Origin of the sequence: Streptomyces spiroverticillatus (assembly GCA_014650415.1) — a bacterium.
In the GTDB taxonomy this organism is placed as follows: domain Bacteria; phylum Actinomycetota; class Actinomycetes; order Streptomycetales; family Streptomycetaceae; genus Streptomyces; species Streptomyces spiroverticillatus.
In genome coordinates this window covers 25,473-48,937 of the sequence record BMUX01000034.1, presented here as the reverse complement: position 1 = coordinate 48,937, position 23,465 = coordinate 25,473, and the positions used below count along the sequence as shown (strand labels likewise).

The window sequence follows — 23,465 nt, the reverse complement described above, 5'->3', positions numbered from 1 at the left end:
CGGGCCCCGCCGTTCGAAGTGAACGGCGGGGCCCGGCGTCGTCGTACCGCTGGAGGATCAGCCCGAGGTCGGGGCCATCTTCTCCGCGATGCCCGGGTTGTCCTTCATCCAGGCCTTGACGGCCTCGTCCTCGTGCCCCGTGCCGCGCTGCTGGATCTCGTCCTCCAGGCTGGCGAGCTGCTTCTCGCTGAGCTTGAAGTCCTTGAACCACTTGGTCAGCTGCGGGTAGTTCTTGCCGAAGTCCTTGTTGCCGATGATGTGCAGGCGGTCGCCCTCGCCGAAGAGCTTCTTGGAGTCCTTGAGCTTGGTCATGTCGTAGGCGTTGTACGCCCAGTGGGGCGTCCACAGCAGGACCGCGACCGGCTCCTTCTTGGCATACGCGCGCTTCAGCTCGGCCAGCATGCCCGGCGTGGAGCTGTCGACGACCTCGTACTCCTTGTCCAGGCCGTAGCCGGGAAGGACGTTCTCCTTGAGGTTCTTCATCGTGGCGGTGCCCGCCTCGATGCCGACGATCCGGCCCTTGAACGTGTCGCCCTTGCCCTTGAGGTCCTCCAGGGACTTCACGTCCTTGACGTAGGACGGGACGGCGACCTCGATGGAGGTGGGTCCGTACCAGGAGCCGACGTCGGTCAGCTTGTCCTTGTACTTGTCCCAGTAGTTCTTCTGCGTGTACGGCAGCCAGCCGTCGAGCTGGACGTCGACGTCACCGCCGGCGAGGGCCGCGTACATCGGACCGACCTCGAACTGCTTGAGGTTGATCTTGTAGCCGCGCTCCTCCAGGACGTTCTTCCACAGGTGCGTGGCGGCGATGTCCTCTTCCCAGGGGAACCAGCCCATCTCGACGGCACGCTCGCGCTCGTCCTTGCCGTCGGCGTTCTTGGCGGCCTTGGCGACCGGGGCGAGCTTGTCGACCAGGCCCGGGTTGTCCTTGAGCCAGGTGCGGACAGCGTCCTGCTCCTTGCCCTTGCCGGACTTCTGGATCTGCGCCTCCAGGCTGGTGAGCTGCTTCTCGTCCAGCTTGAAGTCCTTGATCCACTTGGCGACCTCGGGGTTCTTCTTCGAGAAGTCCTTCGAGGCCAGCGTGTGGACGCCGTCGCCCTTGCCCCAGGCACCCTTGGTGTCCTTGAGCTTCTTCAGCTCGAAGTCGTTGTACGCCCAGTGCGGCGACCACAGCGGGACGACGATCGGCTCCTGCTTGGCGTAGGCGCGCTTCAGCTCGGCCAGCATGCCGGGAGTCGAGCCCTCGACGAGCTTGTACTCCTTGTCGATGCCGTACGCCGGCATGACCTTGCTCTTCAGCAGGCCCATCTCGCCGGCGCTCGGCTCGATGCCGACGATCTTGCCGCCGAACTGGTCGGCCTTGCCCTTGAGGTCGTCGAGGGTGTTGATGTCCTTCATGTACGCCGGGACGGTCAGCTCCAGGGAGGTCGGGCTGTACCAGGCGCCCATGTCCTCCAGCTTGTCCTTGTACTTGGCCCAGTACGTGGCGTGCGTGGTGGGCAGCCAGGCGTCGGTGTTGAGGTCGATCTGACCCGTGGACTGACCGGTGTAGAGCGCGCCCGCCTCGTACTGCTTGGCGTCGACGGTGAAGCCGCGCTGCTCCAGGATCTCCTTCCAGAGGAAGGTGGAGGCGATGCCCTCGTCCCACGGGATGTAGCCCATGGAGATCTTCTTGCCCTTGCCGATCTGCGACGGGTCGGAGGCCGTGTCGGCCTTCTTGCCGCCGAACAGGCTCATGCTGCCCGCGACGAGCGCGAGGACGACGATGCCGGCGACGGCCACGACGGGCTGCGGACGGTACGACCAGATCTTGGCGCTGCCGGTCATCATGGCGCGGGCCTTGGCCAGGGCGCGGCGGCCCAGCGGGGAGACGGCGGTGCCGAGCGCGCTGGTCATGCGGTCCAGGTACATCGCCAGGATGACGATGGAGATGCCCGCCTCGAAGCCGAGGCCGATGTCGACGTTGCCGATCGCGCGGTAGACCGCGCCACCGAGACCGCCGGCGCCGACCATGCCCGCGATGACGACCATGGACAGGCAGAGCATGATCTTCTGGTTGATGCCCGCCATGATGGTGGGCAGGGCCAGCGGCAGCTGGATGCGCTTGAGGATGTTGCCCGGCTTGGTGCCGAACGCCTGCGCCGCCTCGACGAGTTCACCGTCGACCTGCCGGATGCCCAGCTCGGTCATGCGTACGCCCGGGGGCAGCGAGAAGATGATCGTGGCGATGATGCCGGGGACCGGGCCGACGCCGAAGAAGAGGACGCCGGGGATCAGGTAGACCATGGCGGGCATGGTCTGCATGAAGTCCATGACGGGCCGGACCACGGCGCTGACCTTGTCGGAGCGCGCCGCCCAGATGCCCAGCGGGATCGAGATGATCATCGTGATGATCGTCGCGACGAGCACGAGCGAGAGGGTCGACATGGCGTCGTCCCACAGCTCGATGGAGTCGATCAGCGCGAAGCCGACGAAGGAGGCCACGCCGGCGGTCAGGCCGCGCAGCCAGAACGCGATCACGGCGAGGATGCCGGCCATGAGCAGCGCGTTCGGGGCGCCGAGGACGGCGTAGATGCCCTCCTGCATGCCGCCGATGACGGTGGAGATGAAGTCGAAGAGCCAGTTGACGTTGGCCATGAGCCAGTCGACGGCGGAGTCGACCCACTGGCCGAGGGGGAGCCTAGGCACCTGCGGACACCTTCTTCACGTTCTCGGCGTCCTCGTCGGCCACTGCGGGCTTTTCGTCCTGTACGGGCAGGGGCTGGGCCGGTTCCATCGGCTCGCCGAGCACGGCCAGCAGCCGGGAGCGCGGGACGACGCCGATCAGGGAGCCCTTCGCGTCGGTCACGGCGACGGGCACACCGCTCGTCGAGCACGGCGTGAACAGCTCGATGATCGGGGTGTCCGCGCCGACCTTCGCCGGGGCCGCGGCCAGCACGTCCTGGGGGGTGCGCAGTTCCTTGCCCGCGTCGTCCCGGGTGCCGATCGCGGTGTGCGGCTCGGCCATGATGGCGCCGGCCGTCAGCACGCGGGAGCGGTCGACGTCCTGGGTGAAGGAGGCGACGTACTCGTTGGCGGGAGTGACGAGGATGTCCTCGGCGGTGCCGAGCTGGACGATACGGCCGTCCCGCATCACGGCGATGTTGTCGCCGAGGCGCATGGCCTCGTTGAGGTCGTGGGTGATGAAGACGATGGTCTTCTTCAGGGTCTTCTGGAGCGTGAGCAGCTGGTCCTGCATGTCGCGGCGGATCAGCGGGTCGAGCGCCGAGAAGGACTCGTCCATCAGGAGCAGGTCGGCGTCGGTGGCGAGCGCCCGGGCCAGGCCCACGCGCTGCTGCATGCCGCCGGACAGCTCGTCGGGCCAGGACTTCTCCCAGCCCTTGAGGCCCGCCATCTCCAGGGCTTCGAGGGCGCGCTTCTCGCGCTCGGCGCGCGGGACGCCCTGCACTTCGAGGCCGTAGGCGGCGTTCTCCAGCACGCTGCGGTGCGGGAAGAGCGCGAAGTGCTGGAAGACCATGGAGATCTTCTTGGCGCGCACGTCGCGCAGTTCCTTGTCGGACAGGGCGGTGACGTCCTGGCCGTCGAACAGGACGCGGCCGGAGGTCGGTTCCAGCAGTCCGTTGAGCATGCGCAGCAGCGTGGACTTGCCGGAGCCGGAGAGGCCCATCACGACGAAGATCTGGCCGGGCTCGACGCTGAACGAGGCGTCGATCACCGCGGCGGTCGTCCCGTCGGCGCGCAGTTCCTCGCGGTCCGCACCGCCTTCGAGCTTGCGGACCGCCTCGCTGGGTCGTCTGCCGAACACCTTGTACAGGTTTTCGGCCTGAAGCCTGGACACATACACCTCACGCGTTGAACCGAAGACGACCCGGCACCCCCGTGGACGGGTCGTGGAGCGGCGCGGATTCGGCCCGCTTCACCCGTCCGGAAGCCCCACTCCCTAGATGCACTCGGCATCAAGAAGTTGAACTTCGGACGAGGTCCGCTCCGACTGCGCTGCTTCCCGGGGTGACACGAGACAAACGAAAGGTGATCCAGTTCACTTCGAAGGTGACGTTCGGCCCGGTTTTGTCCTCTTTTCCGCCGGGCACGGGACGGCCCCCTCCGTTCGCCCGGCCGGTGTCAGTGCCGTACGGCATCATCGGGAAGGTGACCCGACGCCTGATGCTCCTCGACACCGCCTCCCTCTACTACCGGGCCTACTTCGGGGTCCCGGACTCGGTCCGCGCCCCCGACGGCACCCCCGTCAACGCGGTGCGCGGCCTGCTCGACTTCATCGCCCGCCTGGTGCAGGACCACCGCCCGGACGACCTGGTGGCCTGCTGGGACAACGACTGGCGCCCCCAGTGGCGCGTCGACCTCATCCCCTCCTACAAGGCGCACCGCGTCGCCGAGGAGATCGAGGGCGCCCCGGACGCCGAGGAGACCCCGGACACGCTCTCGCCGCAGGTCCCGGTGATCGAGGAGGTGCTGGCCGCGCTCGGCATCGCCCGGATCGGCGCCGACGGGTACGAGGCGGACGACGTGATCGGCACCCTGACCGCCCGCGCGACGGGCCCGGTCGACGTCGTCACCGGCGACCGCGACCTCTTCCAGCTCGTCGACGACGCCCTCGAGCGCCGCATCCTCTACCCGATCAAGGGAGTGGGCACGCTCCAGGTCACCGACGAGGCGTGGCTCCGCGAGCGGTACGGGGTGGACGGCCCCGGCTACGTGGACCTGGCGCTGCTGCGCGGCGACCCGAGCGACGGCCTGCCGGGCGTGCCCGGCATCGGCGAGAAGACCGCCGCCAAGCTCCTCGACGCGTACGGCAACCTGGCCGGGATCATGGCCGCCGTCGACGACCCCGCCGCCAAGCTCACCCCCTCGCAGCGCAAGAAGCTGGACGAGGCCCGGCCGTACATCGCGGTCGCGCCCAAGGTCGTGCGGGTCGCGGACGACGTCCCCGTGCCCGACTTCGACGCCGCGCTGCCGCACGCGCCGCGCGATCCGGCGGCGCTGGAGGCGCTGGCCGGGAAGTGGGGCTTGGGCGGATCTTTGCAGCGCCTGCTCTCGGTGCTCGAAGGGTGAGCTGTTAGCTTAGGTATACCTAAGTACCTGAGTCACAGTTTGGGGAGAGCACCGTGGCAGAACGACCGGCCCGCAAGGCACCGCGCGCCCACGAGGCCGAGGTGGTGCGCACCGAGCGGATCACCCCGCACATGGTGCGCGTCGTCCTGGGCGGCGAGGCCCTCGCGGGCCTGGCCGCCGACGAGTTCACCGACCACTACGTCAAGGTGCTCTTCCCGGCGCCCGGGGTGACTTACCCGGAGCCCTTCGACATGGCCCGCATCCGCGAGGAGTTCCCGGCCGAGCAGTGGCCGGCGAACCGCACCTACACGATCCGCAGCTGGGACGCCGAGGCGTGCGAGCTGGCGATCGACTTCGTGGTGCACGGCGACGAGGGCCTGGCCGGTCCGTGGGCGGCCCGCGCCCAGGTCGGCGAGACGGTCCGCTTCCTGGGGCCGGGTGGCGGGTACGCCCCGGACGCCGCCGCCGACTGGCACCTCCTCGTCGGCGACGAGAGCGCCCTGCCCGCCATCGCCGCCGCGCTGGAGCGGATGCCGGAGGGTGCGGTCGTGCACGCCTTCGTGGAGGTCCCGGACGCGGCCGAGGAGCAGAAGATCGAGTCCCCGGCGGGCGTCGAGGTGACCTGGCTGCACCGGGGCTCCGCGCCGGTCGGCGAGCAACTGGTCGCCGCTGTGCGCGACTTGGACTTCCCCGCCGGTGACGTGCACGCGTTCGTGCACGGCGAGGCGGGCTTCGTGAAGGAGCTGCGGCGGCTGCTGCGGGTCGAGCGGGAGATCCCCCGTGAGCGGCTCTCCATCTCGGGCTACTGGCGCCTCGGTCAGGACGACGACGCGTGGCGTGCGGTGAAGAGGGAGTGGAACGAGCAGGTGGAGCGGGAGACGGAGCCGGCTTCGGCCTGAGCGGTCACGCTGCGCGGGAGGGGGCCGGACCCTGGGCCTGGGACCGGCCCCCTCCCCTCCCCTCTCCCCTAGCCCCCTTGAGGGCGCCCCCTCGCCCCCTCGGGCGGCGGGGCCGCCCCCTCCCCCCTCTCTTCCCCAGCCCCCTTGGGCGGCGGGGCCGCCCCCCGGGGGCGGGACGGGCGGGCAAGGGGGCGGCCCCTCTCGCTCCGGTCCCGCCCCGGTACCGCCCCTGCCCGCACCTTGCACGCCGGGTGCGCGCAGCCCCAGGGCCCTCGGGGCGCCTCCCCGGGCCGGGCACGTGAAGCACCGGCCCGCCGGGCCAAGAGGTCCCCAGCCCCGCCCCTTCACCTAAACCCGCGGGGCAAGAGGGGACCGGTTCCCGTGCAAGCGCGTCGTGGCTGGCCGCGCAGTTCCCCGCGCCCCTGAAGGGGCGCCCCGCGCGGCGGAGCCGCACAGGGGCACGGGCCCGTGCCCCTAAGCCCCCTCCCCCCTGCCATAAATGCGGCCCGTCTCCTCCGCCTGCGCGATCCTCCGCAGCGAGCCGAACATCGCGTCGCCCAGCATCATCCCGACCACCACCCCCTCCAGCACGTCGTCCCGCGCCCCCAGCCCCCGGACGTACGACAGGTCCGCCTCCGCCACCTTCTCCGCCGCCTCCGCATACGCGTCGAGCGCCACCGCGAAGTCCTCGTGGCCCAGGCGTTCCGCCTCCGTCAGCGTGCGGGCGAGGGCGTCGCCGTCGGGGTGGCCGGGCGGCACGTGCCAGCCCCGGCGTTCGCCCAGGGCGGCCACCGACTCGCGGGCCGCGTCCGAGGGTTCGCCGCTGCCGACCAGGCTCGGCGCAGCCACCGTCCCGGCGACCTCGCCCATCAGCTTGAACACCGGCTGCGACGTGTCGTCCACCACCGCGAGGATCTCCCCGATCCGGGCCAGCGACAGGCCCCCCACGCCCAGCATCGCGCGGATCAGGCGCAGTCGCCGCTCGTGCCCGTCCCCGTACGACGCCTGGTTGGGGCTGGTCAACTCCCCCGCCGGGAGCAGCCCTTCACGTACGTAGAACTTGATCGTGGGGACCGAAACCCCGGTCCTGCGGCTCAACTCGCCTATGCGCACTGCCTGTTCACCTTTCGCTCCGAGGAAGGTCCTTGCCAACTCCCGCCCAGACATGGATAGTTTAGCTATCCGATAGTGGTTAGTGCCACTATCCATTCCTTGTTGGGGGTTTCCCATGCCTGCCGTCTGGCGTACCTGGCACCGTCCTCTGGTGGTCTTCTCGCTCCTGATGATCGCCTCCACCGTATTAACCGGCATCGGGCTGGTGGTCGACGACCGGACGGTCGTCGGATCGCCGGTCTGGTTCAAGCCGTTCAAGTTCTCCGTGTCGTTCGCCGCGTACGGGCTCTCGCTCGCCTGGATGCTGTCGCTGCTGCCGAAGGGCCGGGCGGCCACGGTCGGCAAGTGGGCCGGGAACGTCGTGGCCGCGGCCAGCGTCGGCGAGATGGTTCTCATAGCGGGCCAGGCCGCGCGGGGCAGGCGCAGCCACTTCAACATCGAAACCTCCCTGGACGCCTCGGTGTTCGCCGCGATGGGCCTCACCGTGGTGGTGCTCTGGCTGGGGAGCCTGGTGATAGCCGTACTCCTGCTGCGCGCCAGGATCCTGGAGCGTGCGACCTCGCTCGCCGTGAAGGCCGGCGCCGTGCTCGCCCTCGCCGGCACCGGGCTCGGCTTCCTGATGACGCAGCCCACCGCCGCCCAGCTCAAGGCCGGGATCACCGACACCGTCGGCGCACACGGGGTGGGCGTCGCCGACGGCGGTCCCGCCATGCCGGTGACCGGCTGGGCCACCACCGGCGGCGACCTGCGCATACCGCACTTCGTCGGCATGCACTCGCTGCAACTCCTGCCGCTGCTGGCCCTGTTGCTGCTCGCCCTGGCCCCGCACGTCGCCCGCCTCGCCGACCCGGTGGTCCGGCTGCGGCTGACCGCCGTCGCCGCCGCCTCGTACGCCGCACTCCTGGGCCTGGTCACCTGGCAGGCCCTGCGCGGGCAGGCCCTCGTCCGCCCGGACGGCGTGACGCTCGTCGCCGCCGATGTGCTGGTGGCCGCGACGGCCGTGGGCGTGGTGCTCGCCCTGCGCGCCCGGACCGTACGGCAGCAGCAGCCCGGACAGTACGACAAGGAGCTGGCGGCATGACCGGCTTCCTCTTCGACCTGAGCTTCTGCCTGGCCGCCCCCTTCTGGCTGCTGATGGTCCTCGCACCGCGCTGGGCGTGGACCGTGCGGATCGCGAGGTCGCCGTACACCGTGCTGCCGGTCCTCGCCGTGTACCTGGGCATGGCGATCCCGGTCTTCCCCGAGCTGTGGGCGACGGTCAGCAGCCCCAGCCTCGACGGATTCCGGGAGCTGATGGTCCTGGCGAACGGCGCCGGGGCGATCTGGGCGCAGGTCATCGCCTGGGACCTGCTGATCGGGCAGTGGATGTTCCTGGAAGCCCGGCGGATGGGGCTGCACCCGCTGGTGACGGGGCCGTTGCTGGTCTTCACGGTCCTGCTGTCACCGCTGGGGGTGCTCGTCCTCCTCGCCGTCCGGGCGGTGCACGCGGCCCGCACGGCCAAGGAGCGGCCGGATCCGGTCCTTACCACCGCCTAGGGCCGCTCCGGCGGGGCAGACGGAAAAAACATCCGGGCGTCGACACCAATCCGCAGATCCCCCGTCTCCGAATGTCCGGTGGGACCGTGGGGAGCCGACCGCCCGCCCCGCCGCCAGCGAAGGAAACCCGCGTGAAAGAAGCCGTCCACGTCCAAGGGGCGCCCGCGCCCGGGCCCGACGGCCTCCAGGAGCTCATCGGCCGGGTGGCCAGGGGCGACCAGGAGGCCTTCGGCCGGGTGTACGACCTGGTCAGCGGGCCCGTGCTGGGACTGGTCCGCAGCGTGCTGCGCGACCCGGCGCAGTCCGAGGAGGTCGCCCAGGAGGTGCTGGTCGAGGTGTGGCGCACCGCCGCCCGCTACCAGCCCGCCCGGGGCAGCGGCATGACCTGGGTGCTCACCCTGGCGCACCGCCGCGCCGTCGACCGGGTGCGCTCCGCGCAGGCCTCCGCCGACCGCGAGCAGAAGGCCGCACTGCTGGACCGCACGCCCGCGTACGACGAGGTCAGCGAGCAGGTCGAGGCGCGGCTGGAGCGCGAGCAGGTACGCCGCTGTCTGCGCACCCTCACCGAGCTGCAACGCCAGTCGGTGACCCTCGCGTACTACCGCGGCCTCGCCTACCGCGAGGTCGCCGAACTCCTCTCCGTGCCTCTGGGGACGGTCAAGACCCGTATGCGCGACGGACTGATCCGGCTGCGCGACTGCCTGGGAGTGGGCGCATGAGCACCGCCGAACTGCACACACTGACCGGGGCGTACGCACTGCACGCGCTCCCCGACGACGAACGCCTCGCCTTCGAACGCCACCTCGCCGACTGCCCCTCCTGCGCCCAGGAGGTGGCCGAACTCGCCTCCACCGCCGCCCGGTTGGGGCGTGCGATGACCGAGACCCCGCCGGAGCGGATGAAGGCGGAGGTGCTGCGCCGCATCACCACCGAACGCCAGGAAGGCCCTCTGACGGTACGTCAGGGGCGGGTGCGGGGCAGGTACGGGCGGGCCGCGACCCGCTTCGCCCTCGCCGCCTGCCTGGCCGCCGCGGCCGCCTTCGGCGGGATCGCCGTCTGGCAGCACCAAGTGGCCCGGGACGCCCAGCAGCAGGCACAGGCCGCCCAGCAGCAGAGCCAGGCCCTGGCCGCCGTGCTCGCCGCACCCGACGCGAAGGCCGCCACCGGCAAGGTCGGGGCCGGGGCCTCGGCGACCGTGGTCGTCTCGCGGAGCCGCGACCAGGCCGCGTTCGTGGCCTCCAACATGCCCGCTCCCCCGGCGGGCAAGGTCTACCAGATCTGGTTCAACGACGCCGGAACGATGCGCTCGGCCGGCCTGATGGACCCGGCGGCCTCCACCGGCGCCGTCCTGCTCAACGGCCCCGTCGGCAAGGCCTCCGGCATGGGCATCACCGTCGAGCCGTCCGGCGGCTCCCCCGCACCCACCTCCGACCCCGTCGCCCTCATGGAGTTCCCCGCATGACCCGCACCACCGTTGCCCGGACCACCGCTGACGGCCCCCGTCCCCGCATCGCCGTCGCCCTGTTCACCTCCGACCTGCGCGTCCACGACCAGCCCGTGCTGCGGGCGGCCCTGCGCGCGGCGGACGAGGTGGTTCCGTTGTTCGTCCTGGACGACGGGGTACGGCGGACCGGCTTCACCGCACCCAACCGGCGGGCCTTCCTCGCCGACTGCCTGACCGACCTCGACGCCGCCCTGCGCGAGCGCGGGGGACGCCTGGTGATCCGTACCGGAGAAGTCGTCGACGAGGTCGCCCGGCTGGTCGCCGAGACGGGCGCGGTCGCCGTGCACGTGGCGGGCGGGGTCAGCGGATACGCGCAGGCCCGCGAGGAGCGGCTGCGCAAGGCGCTCGCCGGGCAGCGGTGCGAGCTGGCCGTGCACGACGCGGTGGTCACGGTCGTGCCGCCCGGGGCGGAGGTCCCGTCCGGTGCCGGACGGGACCACTTCGCCGTGTTCACCCCGTATCACCGCAGGTGGGAGGCGGCCGAGCCGCGTACGGTGCTGGCGGCGCCACGGGTGGTGCGGGTGCCGGAGTGGGTGGCGGGCGACCCGCCGCCCGCGCGCGACGCGGTCGCGGACACCTCGCCGGGGCTGGTCCGGGGCGGCGAGAAGGCAGCCCGCAAGCGGCTCTCGGCGTGGCTGGCCGACGGGATCTCCGCGTACGAGGACCGCCACGACGACCTGCCGGGCGACGCCACTTCCCGCCTCTCGCCGTTCCTGCACTTCGGCGCGCTGTCGCCGGTGGAGACGGTGCACCGGGCGCGGCAGAAGGGGGACGCGGGTGCGGAGGCGTTCGTACGGCAGCTGGCCTGGCGGGACTTCCACCACCAGGTGCTCGCCGCGCGCCCGGCCGCCGCCTGGGACGACTACCGGGACCGGCACGACCGTTGGCGCACCAACACCAAGGAGATCGAGGCCTGGAAGGCGGGCCTGACCGGCTATCCGGTCGTCGACGCGGCGATGCGGCAGCTCGCGCACGAGGGGTGGATGCACAACCGGGGGCGGCTGCTGGTCGCCAGCTTCCTGACGAAGACGCTGTACGTGGACTGGCGGGTCGGCGCCCGCCACTTCCTGTCGCTGCTGGTCGACGGGGACCTGGCGAACAACCAGCTCAACTGGCAGTGGGCGGCGGGGACGGGGACGGACACCCGGCCCAACCGCGTCCTCAACCCCCTCGCACAGGCCAAACGCTTCGATCCGCACGGGGACTACGTCCGGCGGTGGGTGCCGGAGCTTGCCGCGCTTCAGGGCTCGGCGGTCCACCAGCCGTGGCGCCTGGAGGGCGCGGACCGTGCGGCTCTCGACTACCCGGCCCCGATCGTGGACCTCGCAGAGGCCCGCACCCGCTTCGACTCCGCCCGGGGCTGAAGGCTGGGGGGCGCGGGGTTCCGTGCGGGTCCGTTGTGGCTGGTCGCGCAGTTCCCCGCGCCCCTGATGGCATGCCCTGCGGGCAGCCATCCCCTACCTCGACGCGTCCCGAAGGGGCACCGGACACCTCCCGCCCCGCACCTCGCGCAGCTCGAAGTGCCACAGCTCATTCGCGTAAATCTGGCACAGCCCGTACCGCGCCCCCTCCCTGATCAGCCACCGGTCCGCATCCGCCGCCCCGATGTCGATCGCCCGCCCCGTCACATGCTTCGACCCGTCCGGCGTCTCCACGAACTTCCGCGCCTCCGCCAGGCTCCCGTACTTCTCCACCCCCTCGTCCAGCAGCCGCTGCTGATGCCCCCTGCTCCGCCACCCCGACGTGACGAAGAGGTCCACCCCGTCCTGCTTCGCGTTCCTCGCGGCCGCCTGCACCGCCTTCAGCAGCGCCGGGTCCAGGCGGCCCAGCGCCGAGTGGCCGGTGTCGAAGGGGGTGAGCCGGCGGGCCGAGGGTATGGACCCGTCGCCCGCGTCCGCCGCGCCGTCGCCGTTGGGCGCCCCGGGTTTCGCCGGCGGGACCGCGGGCGGTGCGGCCTTCGCCGGCGGGGCCACCCCCACGTCCGGCGCCTCCCGCGTGGTGAGCGCCACCGCCCCGGTCACTCCCAGGGCTGCCACCAGGGCCAGTACCCCCGCCGCCGCCCAGCCCGTCCCCCGCCGGTCGCTGTCCCGCATGCTGTCTCCTCGGTGAAGCCGTCGTCGTGTGCCTCCACTCCAGTCGTGACCGTGTTGCCGGGGCGTTTCGATTTCCCGATACGTTTTCGATAGGCCCGGCGTCGTTGAATGGGCCGCAATGCGCACACCGAGGAAAGGCCGCCGATGCGGGTGCTGATTGTCGAGGACGAGCCGTATCTCGCGGAGGCGGTGCAGGCGGGGCTGCGCCTGGAGGCCATCGCCTCCGACATCGCGGGCGACGGCGACACCGCCCTGGAGCGGCTCGACGTGCACACGTACGACGTGGTCGTCCTGGACCGCGACATCCCCGGCACGCACGGCGACGACGTGTGCCGCACGATCGTGGCGCGGGGGCTCGGCTGCCGGGTGCTGATGCTGACAGCGGCGGCGCACCTGGACGAGAAGGTCACCGGGTTCGAGCTGGGCGCGGACGACTACCTCACCAAGCCCTTCGACCTGAAGGAGCTCGTCGTACGGCTGCGCTCGCTGGCCCGCCGCCCCAAGGAGAGCACGCCGCCGGTGCTGGAGGCCGGGGATCTGCGGCTGGACCCGTTCCGCCGGGAGGTGTTCCGGGCGGGCCGCTACCTCTCCCTCACCCGCAAGCAGTTCGCCGTGCTGGAGGTGCTGATGGCGGCCCGTGGCGGGGTGGTCAGCGCCGAAACCCTCCTGGAGAAGGCGTGGGACGAGAACGCCGACCCCTTCACCAACGCCGTACGCATCACCATCTCGACCCTGCGCAAACGGCTCGGCCCGCCCTGGGTCATCCACACGGTGCCGGGCGTGGGCTACCGGCTCGGCGAGGGGACGGACACGGGAGCGTGAGCGACCCCGCTCACCTCTTCGGCACCCACGGGAAGAACCCGTTGGTCCGCGCCGCATACTCCGCGAACCCCGGCCGCTTCGCCATGCTCCGCTCCAGCAGCCGCTTCCCGCTCCCCCAGATCAGCAGGTAGCTCATCACCAGCGGCCCGACGACGGTCAGCCCCGCCACTCCCCAACTCCCGCACGCGACAAGGAAGATGCCCCACCACACGCAGAAGTCGCCGAAGTAGTTGGGGTGCCGGGTGAGGGACCACAGACCCCGGTCCATGATCTTCCCCTTGTTCGCGGGGTCGGCCTTGAAGCGGGACATCTGCCGGTCGCCGACCGCCTCGAAGAACAGCCCCACGGCCCACAGCGCACACCCGGCCCAGCCGACCCACCCGACACTTCCGGGTACGTACATCCCGGCCTGCACCGGCAGCGACACCAGCCACACCAGCGCCCCCTGGAGCAGGTACACCATCCGGAACGCGTACAGGTTCCGCCGCCCCTCGGGGGCCTTGGCGAGCAGGTTCTCGTAGCGCGGGTCCTCGCCGTGCCCGCGCCCGCGCCACGCGATGTGGGCCGCCAGCCGCAGCCCCCACACGCAGGTCAGGGCGAGGACCAGCAGCCGCCGCCCGTCGTCGCCGACGGAGGGGCCGGACACGACGTACGAGACGACCGCGACCGCCGCGAACCCGATGCCCCACGCCGCGTCGACCACCCGGTGCATACCGACCCGTACGGCGACCGCGAAGGTCACCAGCATCACGGCGAGCGCCGCACCGGCCGCCCAGCCGAGTCCCGCCGCCCAGTCGCCCCACGGAAAGCCGTTCATCCGTACTGCTCCTCCTCACCGGTCCAGCCGATTCCGCTGCGTCCGCCCTCGTCCGGCCGCACGGCCAGCACCTGGTCCACGCCCATCCGCCCCTCGGCGAACGCCAGCGCACCCCCGACCAGGTACAGCCGCCACACCCGGGCGACCTCCTCGCCGACCAGCGCGACGAAGTCCGCCCAGCGGTCCTCCAGGGTGTCGTGCCACGCCCCGACAGTGCGGACGTAGTGCTCGCGCAGCGACTGCACGTGCCGCACCTCCAGGCCCGCCCCCTCCAGGAGGGTCACGGTCTCGCCGAGGGGCCGCATGTGCATGTCGGGTGCGATGTACGACTCGATGAACGCACCGCCGCCGGGCGCGACCCGTCCGCGCGACATCTGCTGCACGAGCAGCCTGCCGCGCGGGCGCAGCATGGCGTGCAACTGCCGGGCGAATCCGGGGTATTCGGCGTCACCGACGTGCTCGCCCATCTCCACGGTCGCCACCGCGTCGTACGTCCCCCGCCCGCCGGCGAGGTCCCGGTAGTGGCGGCACTGCACGTCCACCCGGTCGCCGAGGCCGCGCACGGCCACCTGTTCGCGTACGTACGCGGCCTGTTCGGCGGCGAGGGTGACGGCGGTGACGTGCGCCCCGTACTCCTCGGCGGCGTACAGCGTCAGCGATCCCCACCCGCACCCGACGTCCAACAGGCGCGCTCCGGAACCGAGTCGGAGCTTGCGGCAGATCAGCTCCAGCTTGTCGCGCTGGGCGTCGGCGGGCCCGTAGCCGTCCTTGTCGCTGGTCCAGTAGCCGCAGGAGTACGCCATCGTCTCGTCGAGGAGCAGCGTGTAGAAGGCGTTGGAGAGGTCGTAGTGGTGGCTGATGGCGGCCCGGTCGCGGCTCCTGCTGTGCAGGGTGCCGCCGAGCCTGGCCTCGGAGCGGGGTACGGGCGGCCGGGGTCCGACCGCGCCGACCCGCAGTGCGGTACGGGCGGCCCGCGCCCGGTCCTGGACGCTCAGCCTCGGCGGCCGCAGCCGCTGGGCGCGGAACGCCTCCCAGATCCGGCCGAGGCCGTCCGCGAGGTCGCCGTCGACGTCGAGGGCGCCGGTGACGTAGGCGCGGGCGAGCCCGAGTTCGCCGGGCTGCCACAGCAGGTGGCGCAGCGCCCGCCGGGACCTGAGCACGATCACCGGACCGTCCCCTTCCGGTCCTGCCTCGCTGCCGTCCCAGGCGCGCAGCCGCAGCGGGAGCGGCCCGCCGAGCAGGCGCTGTGCCTCGTCGGCGAGCCGTCCCGCGACTCCGGTGCCGTTCATCGGGTGTCCTTCCTGGTGAGCTGCAACTGCCGTACGTCCAAATAGCCGGACCGGAATCCGGCCTCCGAGTAGGCGAGGTAGAAGGACCACATGCGGCGGAACGTGGCGTCGAAGCCGAGGTCCTCCACCTCGTCCGCGCGGGCCTCGAAGCGGGCCCGCCACAGCCGCAGCGTCTCCGCGTAGTGCACCCCGAAGCCGTCGTTGCGGGTGACCTTGAGCCCGGTGTGCGCGGCGGTGGTGCGTTCGACGGCCTCCACCGAGGGGATGAGGCCGCCGGGGAAGACGTACTTCTGGATCCAGGTGTACGTCGTGCTGCTGGCCCGCAGCCGGTCGTCGGGCATGGTGATCGCCTGGAGCGCGATCTTCCCGCCGGGGGCGAGGCGTTGCTCCAGGGTGGCGAAGTAGGCGGGCCAGAACTCCTCGCCGACGGCCTCGATCATCTCGACGCTGACGACGGCGTCGTAGGTGCCCTCGACCTTGCGGTAGTCGCGCAGCAGGACGGTGACCCGGTCGGCGTACCCGGCGTCCGCGATGCGCCGCATCGCCAGCTCGCGCTGCTCGACGGAGAGCGTGACGGTGGTGACGCGGGCGCCGCGCGCGGCGGCCCGGATCGCCAGCTCGCCCCATCCGGTGCCGATTTCGAGCACCTCGCTGCCTTCCTTCACCTCGGCGAGGTCGAGGAGTCGGTCGATCTTGCGGTGCTGGGCCGCGGGCAGCAGTTCGTGGGTGGCGGGGAAGCCGCGGAAGACGGCGGAGGAGTAGGTGAGGGTGTCGTCGAGGAAGAGGGAGAAGAGGTCGTTGGACAGGTCGTAGTGGTGGCTGATGTTGTCGCGGGTGTTCTCGACGGTGTTGCGGCGGGTGTGCGGCTGCTTCAACGCCCAGACGCCGCGCAGCCGTTGGAGGGCGGGCGGCACCAGGGTGGCAGCGTTGTCGGCGAGCACGGTGAGGACGCCGACCAGGTCCTCCGCCGTCCACTCCCCCGCCATGTACGACTCGCCGAAGCCGATCAGGCCGCCCGCGCCGATGCGCCGGTACAGGGCGGCCGGGTCGTACACCCGCATGACGGGCCCGCCGGTGCCCAGCGGCCTTCCGCCCCGGAACTTCACCGTCAGCGGCAGCCCGGCCAGCGCGTGCCGCACGATGCCCCGGGCGACGGCGGTACGGGCGGCGGACGCCTTGGGCAGCCGGGCCACGTCGGGCCAGCGCTCGGCGTCCACGGGGACGGCCACCGTAGGGAGTGCGGCGGCCCCGGCGGGGTGCGACAACGGGGACGACGGGGATGACGGGGACACAGACACGCTCATTCGACACCCTCCTGGGGTTGATGACGGGGACGGGGCCGCACCGGCAGCCCGCGCAGGAACAGCCGGATGCCGTGCACTCGGATCGCGGCGGACACCGCGAGTGTGGACAGGGGGTGCCGGACTGCCGTACGCAGCAGCGCACGTGGCGTGGCGGCCCTGCGGACGCCGGTCACGGTGGCGGTGAAGGGACGGCCGCCGTCGCGCTCCAACTGGACGCTCACCTGGAGCCGTTCCCCGGGCTCGGGCAGCCGCATCCGGTAGCGGCCGTCGACGGGGAAGAACGGCGAGACGTAGAACTCCTTGTCCACGCCGGTAAGTTGACCGTCATCCGGGCCGGTCTGCAACAGGTAGCAGTGGCGTTCGCCGTACGTGTTGTGGACCTCGGCGACCACGCAGCGCAAGGTGCCGTCGGGGCCGTGGCACCAGTACAGGGTGAGCGGGTTGAAGACGTACCCGAGGACGCGGGCGTGCGCGAGCATCGTGACCCGCCCGCCCTCCAGATCGATGCCGCGCGCGGCGAGGAAGGCCTCCAGGCCGGCGCGGACGGTGGGCGCGGTGCCGCCGAAGTGGTCACGTGCGTCGAAGCGGGCCAACGGCCGCATGGCGCGCGGGAGTTCGGGGGTCGCGTCCACGTCGACGTACCACAGGTACGTCCGGTGGCGGACGGTGTGGCGCAGGGGTGCGGTGCGGGCGTGGGCGACGGTGCACAGGTAGAGGGCGGGGGTCGTTCCGGTACGCCGGGTGCGGGCTTCGGCTGCGGTACGTATCACCAGTCCACCCCCAGCGCGGCGGCCGCCTCGACGCCGGAGCGGCAGCCGTCCTCGTGGAAGCCCCAGCCGTGGTAGGCCCCGGCGTAGGCGGTGACGGAGGTGTTCAGGGCGGGCAGTCCGGCCTGGGCGGCGACGGACTCGGGCGTGTAGACGGGGTGTTCGTAGACCATGCGGGCCACGACCCGCTCTTGGTCGACGATGTCCTCGCCGCCGAGCGTGACGACGTACCGCTCGGGGGAATCGAGGCGCTGGAGGCGGTTCATGTCGTAGCTGACGCGGACCCGTTCGGAGCCCGAACTGCACGAGGGCATCAGGTAGTTCCAGGAGGCGCGGGCGCGGGGGCTGCGCGGCAGGACGCGGGTGTCGGTGTGCAGCAGGGTCGGGTTGCGGGAGTAGCGGAAGGCGCCCAGCACCCGCCGCTCGGCCTCGCTCGCGTCGGCGAGGAGCCGCAGCGCCTGGTCGGGGTGGACGGCGACGACGACCCGGTCGTACGGGAGGGTGGTGCCGTCCTCGCCGGTGATCTCGACGCCGTCGGCGTGCCGGCGCAGGGACCGCACGGGGGTGGCGGTGTGCACGGCGTGGAGCTGCTTGGCGGCCCGCTCGACGTACTCCCGCGACCCGCCGACGACGGTCCGCCAGGCGGGCGAACCGCCGACGGACAGCATCCCGTGGTGGGCGAGGAAGCGGAACAGGTACCGGGCCGGGTAGCGCAGGGAGGTCGCCGGGTCGCAGGACCAGACGGCGGAGACGAGCGGGGTGAGGAAGTGCGCGACGAAGTAGGCCGAGAAACGCCCCCGCTGCACGAACTCGCCCAGCGTCATGCCTATGTGCCCTTCGGCCGCCATCAACTGCCGTGCCCTGCGGTGAAAGAGCGGAACCTCGGCGAGCATCCGCAGATAGGCGGGGCGTGCGGCATTGCGCGGCTGGGCGAACAGGCCCCCCGGACCGCGCGCCCCCGCATACTCCAGGCCGCACCCCTCGCACCGTACGGACATGCTCATCTCGGACTCCTGGGTCGCCACTCCGAGTTCCCCGAAGAGCCTCAACAGATGCGGATACGTACGCCTGTTGTGGACGATGAACCCGGAATCGACCCGGTGGATCCGCCCGTCGGCGGACGGCACGTCGTGGGTGTGCGCGTGCCCGCCGAGGCGGGGCTCGGCGTCGTACAGGGTGACGTGGTGCGCGCGGGAGAGGACGTGCGCGGCCGTGAGCCCGGCGACGCCGCCGCCGATCACGGCGGTACGCGTCCGGCCCGCGTCTTCCTCGTGCTGTGCGTCCTGCTGTCCCGCCCCGGTGCCTGACATAAATCCTCCTGCTGTCTACGGCTCGCACCCCTTCTTCGGAGCCGACCGCCCGGCGGATTGGTCGGTGCCCCGAAAGAATGAACCGAACCTTTCGACCAATCCGGCCGCCCCCTGTGCCCCGAACCTCTTGCGTGAGCGGAAAAGCACGCACCATCGCAAACGCGGCCGGCGGCCTGGTCGCCGCCTTCGCGTCACTGTGCGCCGCGGAATTGGCGGCCGCGGCGGTACGGCCCGAGGCCGGGCCCGTGACGGCGGTCGGCGGGGCGGTCGTGGACCGCACCCCGGCCCCGGTGAAGGACTTCGCGGTCCGCACCTTCGGCACCGCCGACAAGCTGGTCCTCCAGCTGGGCATCCTGCTGCTTCTGACCCTGTTCGCCGTGGCCGTGGGCCTCCTGTCGGCCCGCCACCGCCGCACCGCCGCACTCCTGACCTTCGCCTTCGGGGCGCTCGGCGCGTGGGCGGCGCTGTCCCGCCCGGAGAGCGGCCCGCCGGACGCGCTGCCGTCTCTGCTGGGCGGGATCGCGGGCGCGGGGGTGCTGCTCCTGCTCACCTCATCACGGGTCACCGGACGGGGACCCACCCCCCAGCAGGGCACGCGCCCGTCTCCCGCGGCTGAGGAGACGAGCGCGGCGCCCGGGGCGGGGCCGGGCGCGGGGAACGTGGGCTCCCCGCTCCCGTCCCGCCCCCAGGCGGCCGGGAGCCCGTCGGAGGAAGGCCTCCCGGCCGCCGCCCAGGAGCGGGGGCGGGCAACTGCGGGCTCCGCCCCCGCCCCCGGTGAGGCCCCCCAGCCCCGCACCATGCACCCGCACGGGACCCCGAGGGTCCCTTCGGACCACGTCGGCGGCCCGGCCGCTCCGCAAGCGGGCGACGGCTCCGCCCTCGATGGCGGCGAGGCCTCGGCTCCCGCCGACGACGAGGGGCGTCCCTCCACCACCGCAGAGGTGGACGGCGCTACGTCCACCACCGCAGACATGGACGACCCCACATCCACCACCCCCCACCCCTTCCCCCGCCGCGTCTTCGTCCTCACCGCCACCACCACCGTCGCCCTCTCCGCCGGCGCGGGCCTCCTCGGCCGCAGCCTCAACTCCGGCCGTCAGGCAGATGCCGCCGCGGCCCGCAGCCGCATCACCCTGCCCGCCCCCGCCGACCCGGCCCGCCCCGTCCCCGCCGGAGCCGAGCTCCGCGTGCCGGGCCTGGCCCCCCTGACCACCCCCAACCGCGACTTCTACCGCGTCGACACCGCCCTGGTGGTGCCCCGCCCCGACCCCGCCCGCTGGCGCCTCACCCTGCACGGCCTCGGCATCCGCAAGCCCGTGACGTACACCTACGAAGACCTTCTGCGCCGCCCCCTGGTCGAGCGCGACATCACCCTGACCTGCGTCTCCAACCAGGTCGGCGGCCCGTACGTCGGCAACGCCCGCTGGCTGGGCGTCCGCCTGGCCGACCTGCTGCGCGAGGCGGGCGCACGGCCGCCGTCCGAGGGCGGCCCCGCCGACCAGCTCGTCGCCCGCTCCGTCGACGGCATGACGCTCGGCTCCCCCGTCGAGACGGTGATGGACGGCCGCGACGCCCTCCTCGCCGTCGGCATGAACGGCGAGCCGCTCCCCTTCGACCACGGCTTCCCGGTACGGATGCTGGTGCCCGGCCTGTACGGCTACGTCTCGGCCTGCAAATGGCTCCGGGACCTGGAGCTGACCACCTTCGACGCGTTCGACGCGTACTGGGTGCGGCGTGACTGGGCCCGCGAGGCGCCGATCAAGACGCAGTCGCGGATCGACACCCCGCGCCCGTTCGCCTCGCCGAAGGCGGGCCGGGTCATGGTCGCCGGAGTGGCGTGGGCGCAGCACCGCGGCATCGCCCGGGTCGAGGTACGGGTCGACGGCGGCCCCTGGCAGGACGCCTCGCTCGCCGCCGAGAACGGCCGCGACACCTGGCGCCAGTGGAGCCGGCCCTGGCAGGCGACCCCCGGAAGCCACTCCCTCGAAGTCCGCGCGACGGACCGCGAGGGCGACACCCAGACGGAGCGCCGGGTCGGGACCGTACCCGACGGCGCGACGGGCCTGCACTCGGTGGTGGTCTCCGTGACCTGACCCCACCCCTCCCGGGAGCCACCACTCCCCACCCACAGACCACAACCCACACCCCCGACACACGCACCATCCAAGGAGAACGTCATGAGCACCACCATCACCACCACCTTCGCCCGCCGCGCCGCCCTCGCCGTGTCGGCCGCCGCGCTCCTCCCGCTCGCCCTGACCGGCTGCTCGGACGGCGGCAAGTCCTCGGACACCGCGGGCTCCAAGTCGACCCCCACCAAGGAGGCCAGCATGGGCTCCACCCCGGCCGACATGACCCCGATGAACGGCCCGTTCGGCCCGGCGTGCGCCGGTGTGCCGAAGGAGGGGGCGGGCAGCTTCGACGGCATGGCCAAGGACCCGGTCGCCACCGCCGCCTCGCACAACCCGGCCCTGTCCACCCTGGTCACCGCCGTGAAGAAGGCGGGCCTGGTCGACACCCTCAACAACGCCCAGAACATCACCGTGTTCGCGCCCACCAACGACGCCTTCGCCAAGCTGCCCAAGGCCGACCTCGACGCGGTCCTCGCCGACAAGGCCAAGCTGACCAGCATCCTCACCTACCACGTGGTCGGCGAGAAGCTGACCCCGAAGCAGCTGGAGGCGGGCACCTACCCGACCCTCCAGAAGTCCACCCTGACCACGGCGGGCTCCGGCGAGTCCTACAAGGTCAACAACGCCTCGTCGGTGGTCTGCGGCAACGTACCCACCGCCAACGCGACGGTCTACATCGTCGACACGGTCCTGATGCCGAAGTCCTGACCGACCGCCCGTACGCTCGCCCCATGGAGAGCATGGACCGCACAACTCCCGGGGCGGGCAAGGCAATAGGCACCGTCGTCGGCTCGGCCGTCGGCGACGCACTGGGCGCGCCCTTCGAGTTCCAGCTCGGGGGCGCGTTCCGTGCGCGCTTCGGCGACGGTACGGGGGAGATGTGCGGCGGTGGTGGCTGGGACCCGGGCGAGGCCACCGACGACACGCAAATGGCCGTCCTGGTCGGCGAATCCCTCCTGTCCCACCCGGGCCGGCCCCTCCCGGAGATCCTCCCCGACATCTTCGCCCGCTTCCAGAAGTGGGCGGCGTCGGACCCCAAGGACATCGGCCTCCAGACCGAGGACGTCCTCACCAACGGCCACCCCTGGGACCTGGCCGCCGCGATCCACTTCCAGGTGAACATCTACGCGGCGGGCAACGGCTCCCTGATGCGTGCGGCGACCTCGGCGGTGCACTTCGCCCGCACGGACCGCGCCACGACCATGGACGCGGCCCGCCGCATCGCGGCCCTGACCCACGGGGACCGGGCGGCCTGGGAGGGCACGGCCGTCTTCCACGACCTGATCCGCACGGCCCTGACCACCGCGGACCCCACCCCCGGCACGCTCCTCGCAGCCGTCCCCGCCGCCCTCGCCGAGGTCCACCCGGACCACCGCGACCGCTGGGCCACCGTCCTGGCCCCGGACTGGCACCCGGGTCTGGCCACGGAGTTCAACGGCGCGGTGTGGCCCTGCCTCGGCTCGGCCCTCTGGGCCCTGCGCGCCACCTCCACCTTCGAGGACGCCCTCGCCGAGGCCATCGACCTGGGCGGCGACACGGACACGGTGGCAGCGGTCACGGGCGCCCTGGCCGGCGCCACCTACGGCGCCTCCGCCATCCCGCCCCGCTGGACGGCCCCTCTCCACGTCCCCCTCCCAGGCTCCGGCGACCGCGTCCTGCACCTGCCCGACCTCCACCACCTCGCCCTCACCCTGTGGCGCACCGGCCCGCTCTAGGTGCGGCCCCGCCGCCCGACGGGGCTGGGGGGGGGACACGACCTCACGCCCCCAGACCCCCACGCCCCAAACCCCCACCCCTCATACCCTTGCCCCACCATGACCCGCAGACCCCGCCGCCCCACCGCACCCCCCTCCCCGCTCCCCCAGCGCCTCGGCATCGACCCCGTGCACCTGAAGCTGCCGCCCGTGGAGCCCGCCGACGGCGACGCCCCGCCCACCGTCCGCGCCTACCTCCACACCCGCCTCGCCGCCGCACCCCCCACCACCCTCGACCGCATGCTCGCCACGGGCGCCTTCGTCACCGCCGACGGCACCCCGCTCCCCCCGGACGCCCCCTACTCCCCCGGCCTCCACCTCTGGTTCCACCGCGACCTCCCCCCGGAACCCCCCGTCCCCTACCCCATCGACGTCCTCCACCAGGACTCCCGCATCCTGGTCGCCGACAAGCCGCACTTCCTCGCCACCACCCCCCGCGGCACCCACATCACCCAGACCGCGCTCGCCCGCCTGCGCCACGACCTGGACCTCCCGGCCCTCTCCCCGGCGCACCGACTGGACCGGCTCACCGCGGGCCTGGTCCTGTTCGTGGTCGACCCGGCGGCCCGGGGCGCGTACCAGAACCTCTTCCGCGACCGCCACGTCCACAAGGAGTACGAGGCCCTCGCCCAGCACAACCCCGACGTCGCTCTCCCCCGCACCCTCCGCAGCCGCATCGAGAAGACCCCCGGCATCGTCGCCGCCTACGAAACCCCGGGCGAGCCCAACAGCGAGAGCCACATCGACCTCATCGAGCACAAGGCACACACGGCCCGCTACCGCCTCACCCCCCACACCGGCCGCACCCACCAGCTCCGCGTCCACATGAACGCCCTCGGCCTGCCCATCCTCGGCGACCCCTACTTCCCCACCCTCACCGACCCGGCGCCGGACGACTTCACCAAGCCCCTCCAACTCCTGGCCCGCACCCTGGAGTTCACCGACCCGATCACGGGCACCCACCACCGCTTCGAGTCCCGCCGCACCCTCCAGGCCTGGACCGACCCCGAGGGCTGGGCCACCGGCGCATGACGAAGGGCCCCGGCCGGAACACC

General features: G+C 72.3%; 21 protein-coding genes. 12 read left to right on the top strand and 9 right to left on the bottom strand.

What is annotated here, in order from left to right; translation table 11 throughout:
* Positions 1 to 57 precede the first annotated feature (57 nt).
* Entirely contained in the window at positions 58 to 2,637 is a 2,580-nt protein-coding gene (locus IE269_RS41080) for an ABC transporter permease/substrate binding protein (RefSeq protein WP_438817615.1), read from the bottom strand.
* Positions 2,638 to 2,680: 43 nt separating this feature from the next.
* On the bottom strand, positions 2,681 to 3,838 hold the full coding sequence (locus tag IE269_RS41075) for a quaternary amine ABC transporter ATP-binding protein (protein WP_189828461.1): 1,158 nt from the start codon (positions 3,836 to 3,838) through the stop codon (positions 2,681 to 2,683).
* 326 nt (positions 3,839 to 4,164) lie between these two features.
* On the opposite strand from IE269_RS41075, the gene IE269_RS41070 reads away from it, so the two are divergent.
* Together IE269_RS41070 and IE269_RS41065 are read left to right on the top strand one after the other, a co-directional pair.
* Positions 4,165 to 5,070: a 5'-3' exonuclease gene (locus IE269_RS41070; RefSeq protein ID WP_189828470.1), complete on the top strand. Its 906-nt coding sequence runs from the start codon at positions 4,165 to 4,167 to the stop codon at positions 5,068 to 5,070.
* A gap of 53 nt (positions 5,071 to 5,123) precedes the next feature.
* Positions 5,124 to 5,969, top strand: a complete 846-nt coding sequence (locus IE269_RS41065) for a siderophore-interacting protein (protein ID WP_189828460.1) — start codon at positions 5,124 to 5,126, stop codon at positions 5,967 to 5,969.
* 474 nt (positions 5,970 to 6,443) lie between these two features.
* On the opposite strand, the gene IE269_RS41060 is transcribed toward IE269_RS41065, so the two are convergent.
* Positions 6,444 to 7,082, bottom strand: coding sequence for a MerR family transcriptional regulator (locus IE269_RS41060; RefSeq protein ID WP_189828459.1), 639 nt, complete (start codon positions 7,080 to 7,082; stop codon positions 6,444 to 6,446).
* Positions 7,083 to 7,251: 169 nt separating this feature from the next.
* Between IE269_RS41060 and IE269_RS41055 the strand changes: the two genes are divergently transcribed.
* The 5 genes from IE269_RS41055 to IE269_RS41035 all read left to right on the top strand — a co-directional run bounded on the left by IE269_RS41055 (position 7,252) and on the right by IE269_RS41035 (position 11,486).
* Complete coding sequence (locus IE269_RS41055) at positions 7,252 to 8,163, top strand: hypothetical protein (protein WP_189828469.1); 912 nt, start codon at positions 7,252 to 7,254, stop codon at positions 8,161 to 8,163.
* On the top strand, positions 8,160 to 8,618 hold the full coding sequence (locus tag IE269_RS41050) for an ABA4-like family protein (protein WP_189828458.1): 459 nt from the start codon (positions 8,160 to 8,162) through the stop codon (positions 8,616 to 8,618). Before IE269_RS41055 ends, IE269_RS41050 begins: the two co-directional genes overlap by 4 nt.
* Positions 8,619 to 8,749: 131 nt before the next feature.
* A complete protein-coding gene (locus IE269_RS41045; protein WP_189828457.1) occupies positions 8,750 to 9,337 on the top strand; it encodes a sigma-70 family RNA polymerase sigma factor in 588 nt (195 codons plus the stop codon).
* Positions 9,334 to 10,080 carry an anti-sigma factor gene (locus tag IE269_RS41040; protein WP_189828456.1) on the top strand — a complete coding sequence of 249 codons (747 nt, stop codon included), beginning with the start codon at positions 9,334 to 9,336 and terminating at the stop codon, positions 10,078 to 10,080. The genes IE269_RS41045 and IE269_RS41040 overlap by 4 nt, the downstream gene beginning before the upstream one ends.
* Complete coding sequence (locus tag IE269_RS41035) at positions 10,077 to 11,486, top strand: cryptochrome/photolyase family protein (protein WP_189828455.1); 1,410 nt, start codon at positions 10,077 to 10,079, stop codon at positions 11,484 to 11,486. Before IE269_RS41040 ends, IE269_RS41035 begins: the two co-directional genes overlap by 4 nt.
* A 93-nt stretch (positions 11,487 to 11,579) precedes the next feature.
* On the opposite strand, the gene IE269_RS41030 is transcribed toward IE269_RS41035, so the two are convergent.
* Positions 11,580 to 12,215: a M15 family metallopeptidase gene (locus IE269_RS41030; protein ID WP_189828454.1), complete on the bottom strand. Its 636-nt coding sequence runs from the start codon at positions 12,213 to 12,215 to the stop codon at positions 11,580 to 11,582.
* A gap of 144 nt (positions 12,216 to 12,359) precedes the next feature.
* Here IE269_RS41030 and IE269_RS41025 point away from each other — a divergent pair, with 144 nt between their 5' ends.
* Positions 12,360 to 13,037, top strand: a complete 678-nt coding sequence (locus IE269_RS41025; protein WP_189828453.1) for a response regulator transcription factor — start codon at positions 12,360 to 12,362, stop codon at positions 13,035 to 13,037.
* Between the two features lie 10 nt (positions 13,038 to 13,047).
* On the opposite strand, the gene IE269_RS41020 is transcribed toward IE269_RS41025, so the two are convergent.
* Genes IE269_RS41020 through IE269_RS41000 form a run of 5 tightly spaced genes read right to left on the bottom strand, consistent with a single transcriptional unit; the run spans position 13,048 to position 18,524 of the window.
* A complete protein-coding gene (locus tag IE269_RS41020) occupies positions 13,048 to 13,854 on the bottom strand; it encodes a DUF1295 domain-containing protein (protein WP_189828452.1) in 807 nt (268 codons plus the stop codon).
* Positions 13,851 to 15,143: an SAM-dependent methyltransferase gene (locus tag IE269_RS41015; RefSeq protein ID WP_189828451.1), complete on the bottom strand. Its 1,293-nt coding sequence runs from the start codon at positions 15,141 to 15,143 to the stop codon at positions 13,851 to 13,853. Before IE269_RS41015 ends, IE269_RS41020 begins: the two co-directional genes overlap by 4 nt.
* Positions 15,140 to 16,447 carry an SAM-dependent methyltransferase gene (locus IE269_RS41010; protein ID WP_189828450.1) on the bottom strand — a complete coding sequence of 436 codons (1,308 nt, stop codon included), beginning with the start codon at positions 16,445 to 16,447 and terminating at the stop codon, positions 15,140 to 15,142. Before IE269_RS41010 ends, IE269_RS41015 begins: the two co-directional genes overlap by 4 nt.
* Positions 16,444 to 17,217, bottom strand: a complete 774-nt coding sequence (locus tag IE269_RS41005) for a DUF1365 domain-containing protein (protein ID WP_229898142.1) — start codon at positions 17,215 to 17,217, stop codon at positions 16,444 to 16,446. The genes IE269_RS41010 and IE269_RS41005 overlap by 4 nt, the downstream gene beginning before the upstream one ends.
* On the bottom strand, positions 17,214 to 18,524 hold the full coding sequence (locus IE269_RS41000; RefSeq protein ID WP_189828449.1) for an NAD(P)/FAD-dependent oxidoreductase: 1,311 nt from the start codon (positions 18,522 to 18,524) through the stop codon (positions 17,214 to 17,216). The genes IE269_RS41005 and IE269_RS41000 overlap by 4 nt, the downstream gene beginning before the upstream one ends.
* 131 nt (positions 18,525 to 18,655) lie before the next feature.
* On the opposite strand from IE269_RS41000, the gene IE269_RS40995 reads away from it, so the two are divergent.
* The 4 genes from IE269_RS40995 to IE269_RS40980 all read left to right on the top strand — a co-directional run bounded on the left by IE269_RS40995 (position 18,656) and on the right by IE269_RS40980 (position 23,442).
* The gene (locus tag IE269_RS40995) at positions 18,656 to 20,617 is read left to right on the top strand and encodes a molybdopterin-dependent oxidoreductase (RefSeq protein ID WP_229898143.1); all 1,962 of its coding nucleotides are present in this window, start codon (positions 18,656 to 18,658) and stop codon (positions 20,615 to 20,617) included.
* An 84-nt stretch (positions 20,618 to 20,701) separates the two neighbouring features.
* Positions 20,702 to 21,364, top strand: coding sequence for a fasciclin domain-containing protein (locus tag IE269_RS40990; RefSeq protein ID WP_189828447.1), 663 nt, complete (start codon positions 20,702 to 20,704; stop codon positions 21,362 to 21,364).
* 23 nt (positions 21,365 to 21,387) lie between these two features.
* Positions 21,388 to 22,371 carry an ADP-ribosylglycohydrolase family protein gene (locus tag IE269_RS40985; RefSeq protein ID WP_229898144.1) on the top strand — a complete coding sequence of 328 codons (984 nt, stop codon included), beginning with the start codon at positions 21,388 to 21,390 and terminating at the stop codon, positions 22,369 to 22,371.
* A 99-nt stretch (positions 22,372 to 22,470) separates the two neighbouring features.
* Positions 22,471 to 23,442 carry a pseudouridine synthase gene (locus IE269_RS40980; protein ID WP_189828446.1) on the top strand — a complete coding sequence of 324 codons (972 nt, stop codon included), beginning with the start codon at positions 22,471 to 22,473 and terminating at the stop codon, positions 23,440 to 23,442.
* The last annotated feature ends 23 nt before the right edge of the window (positions 23,443 to 23,465 follow it).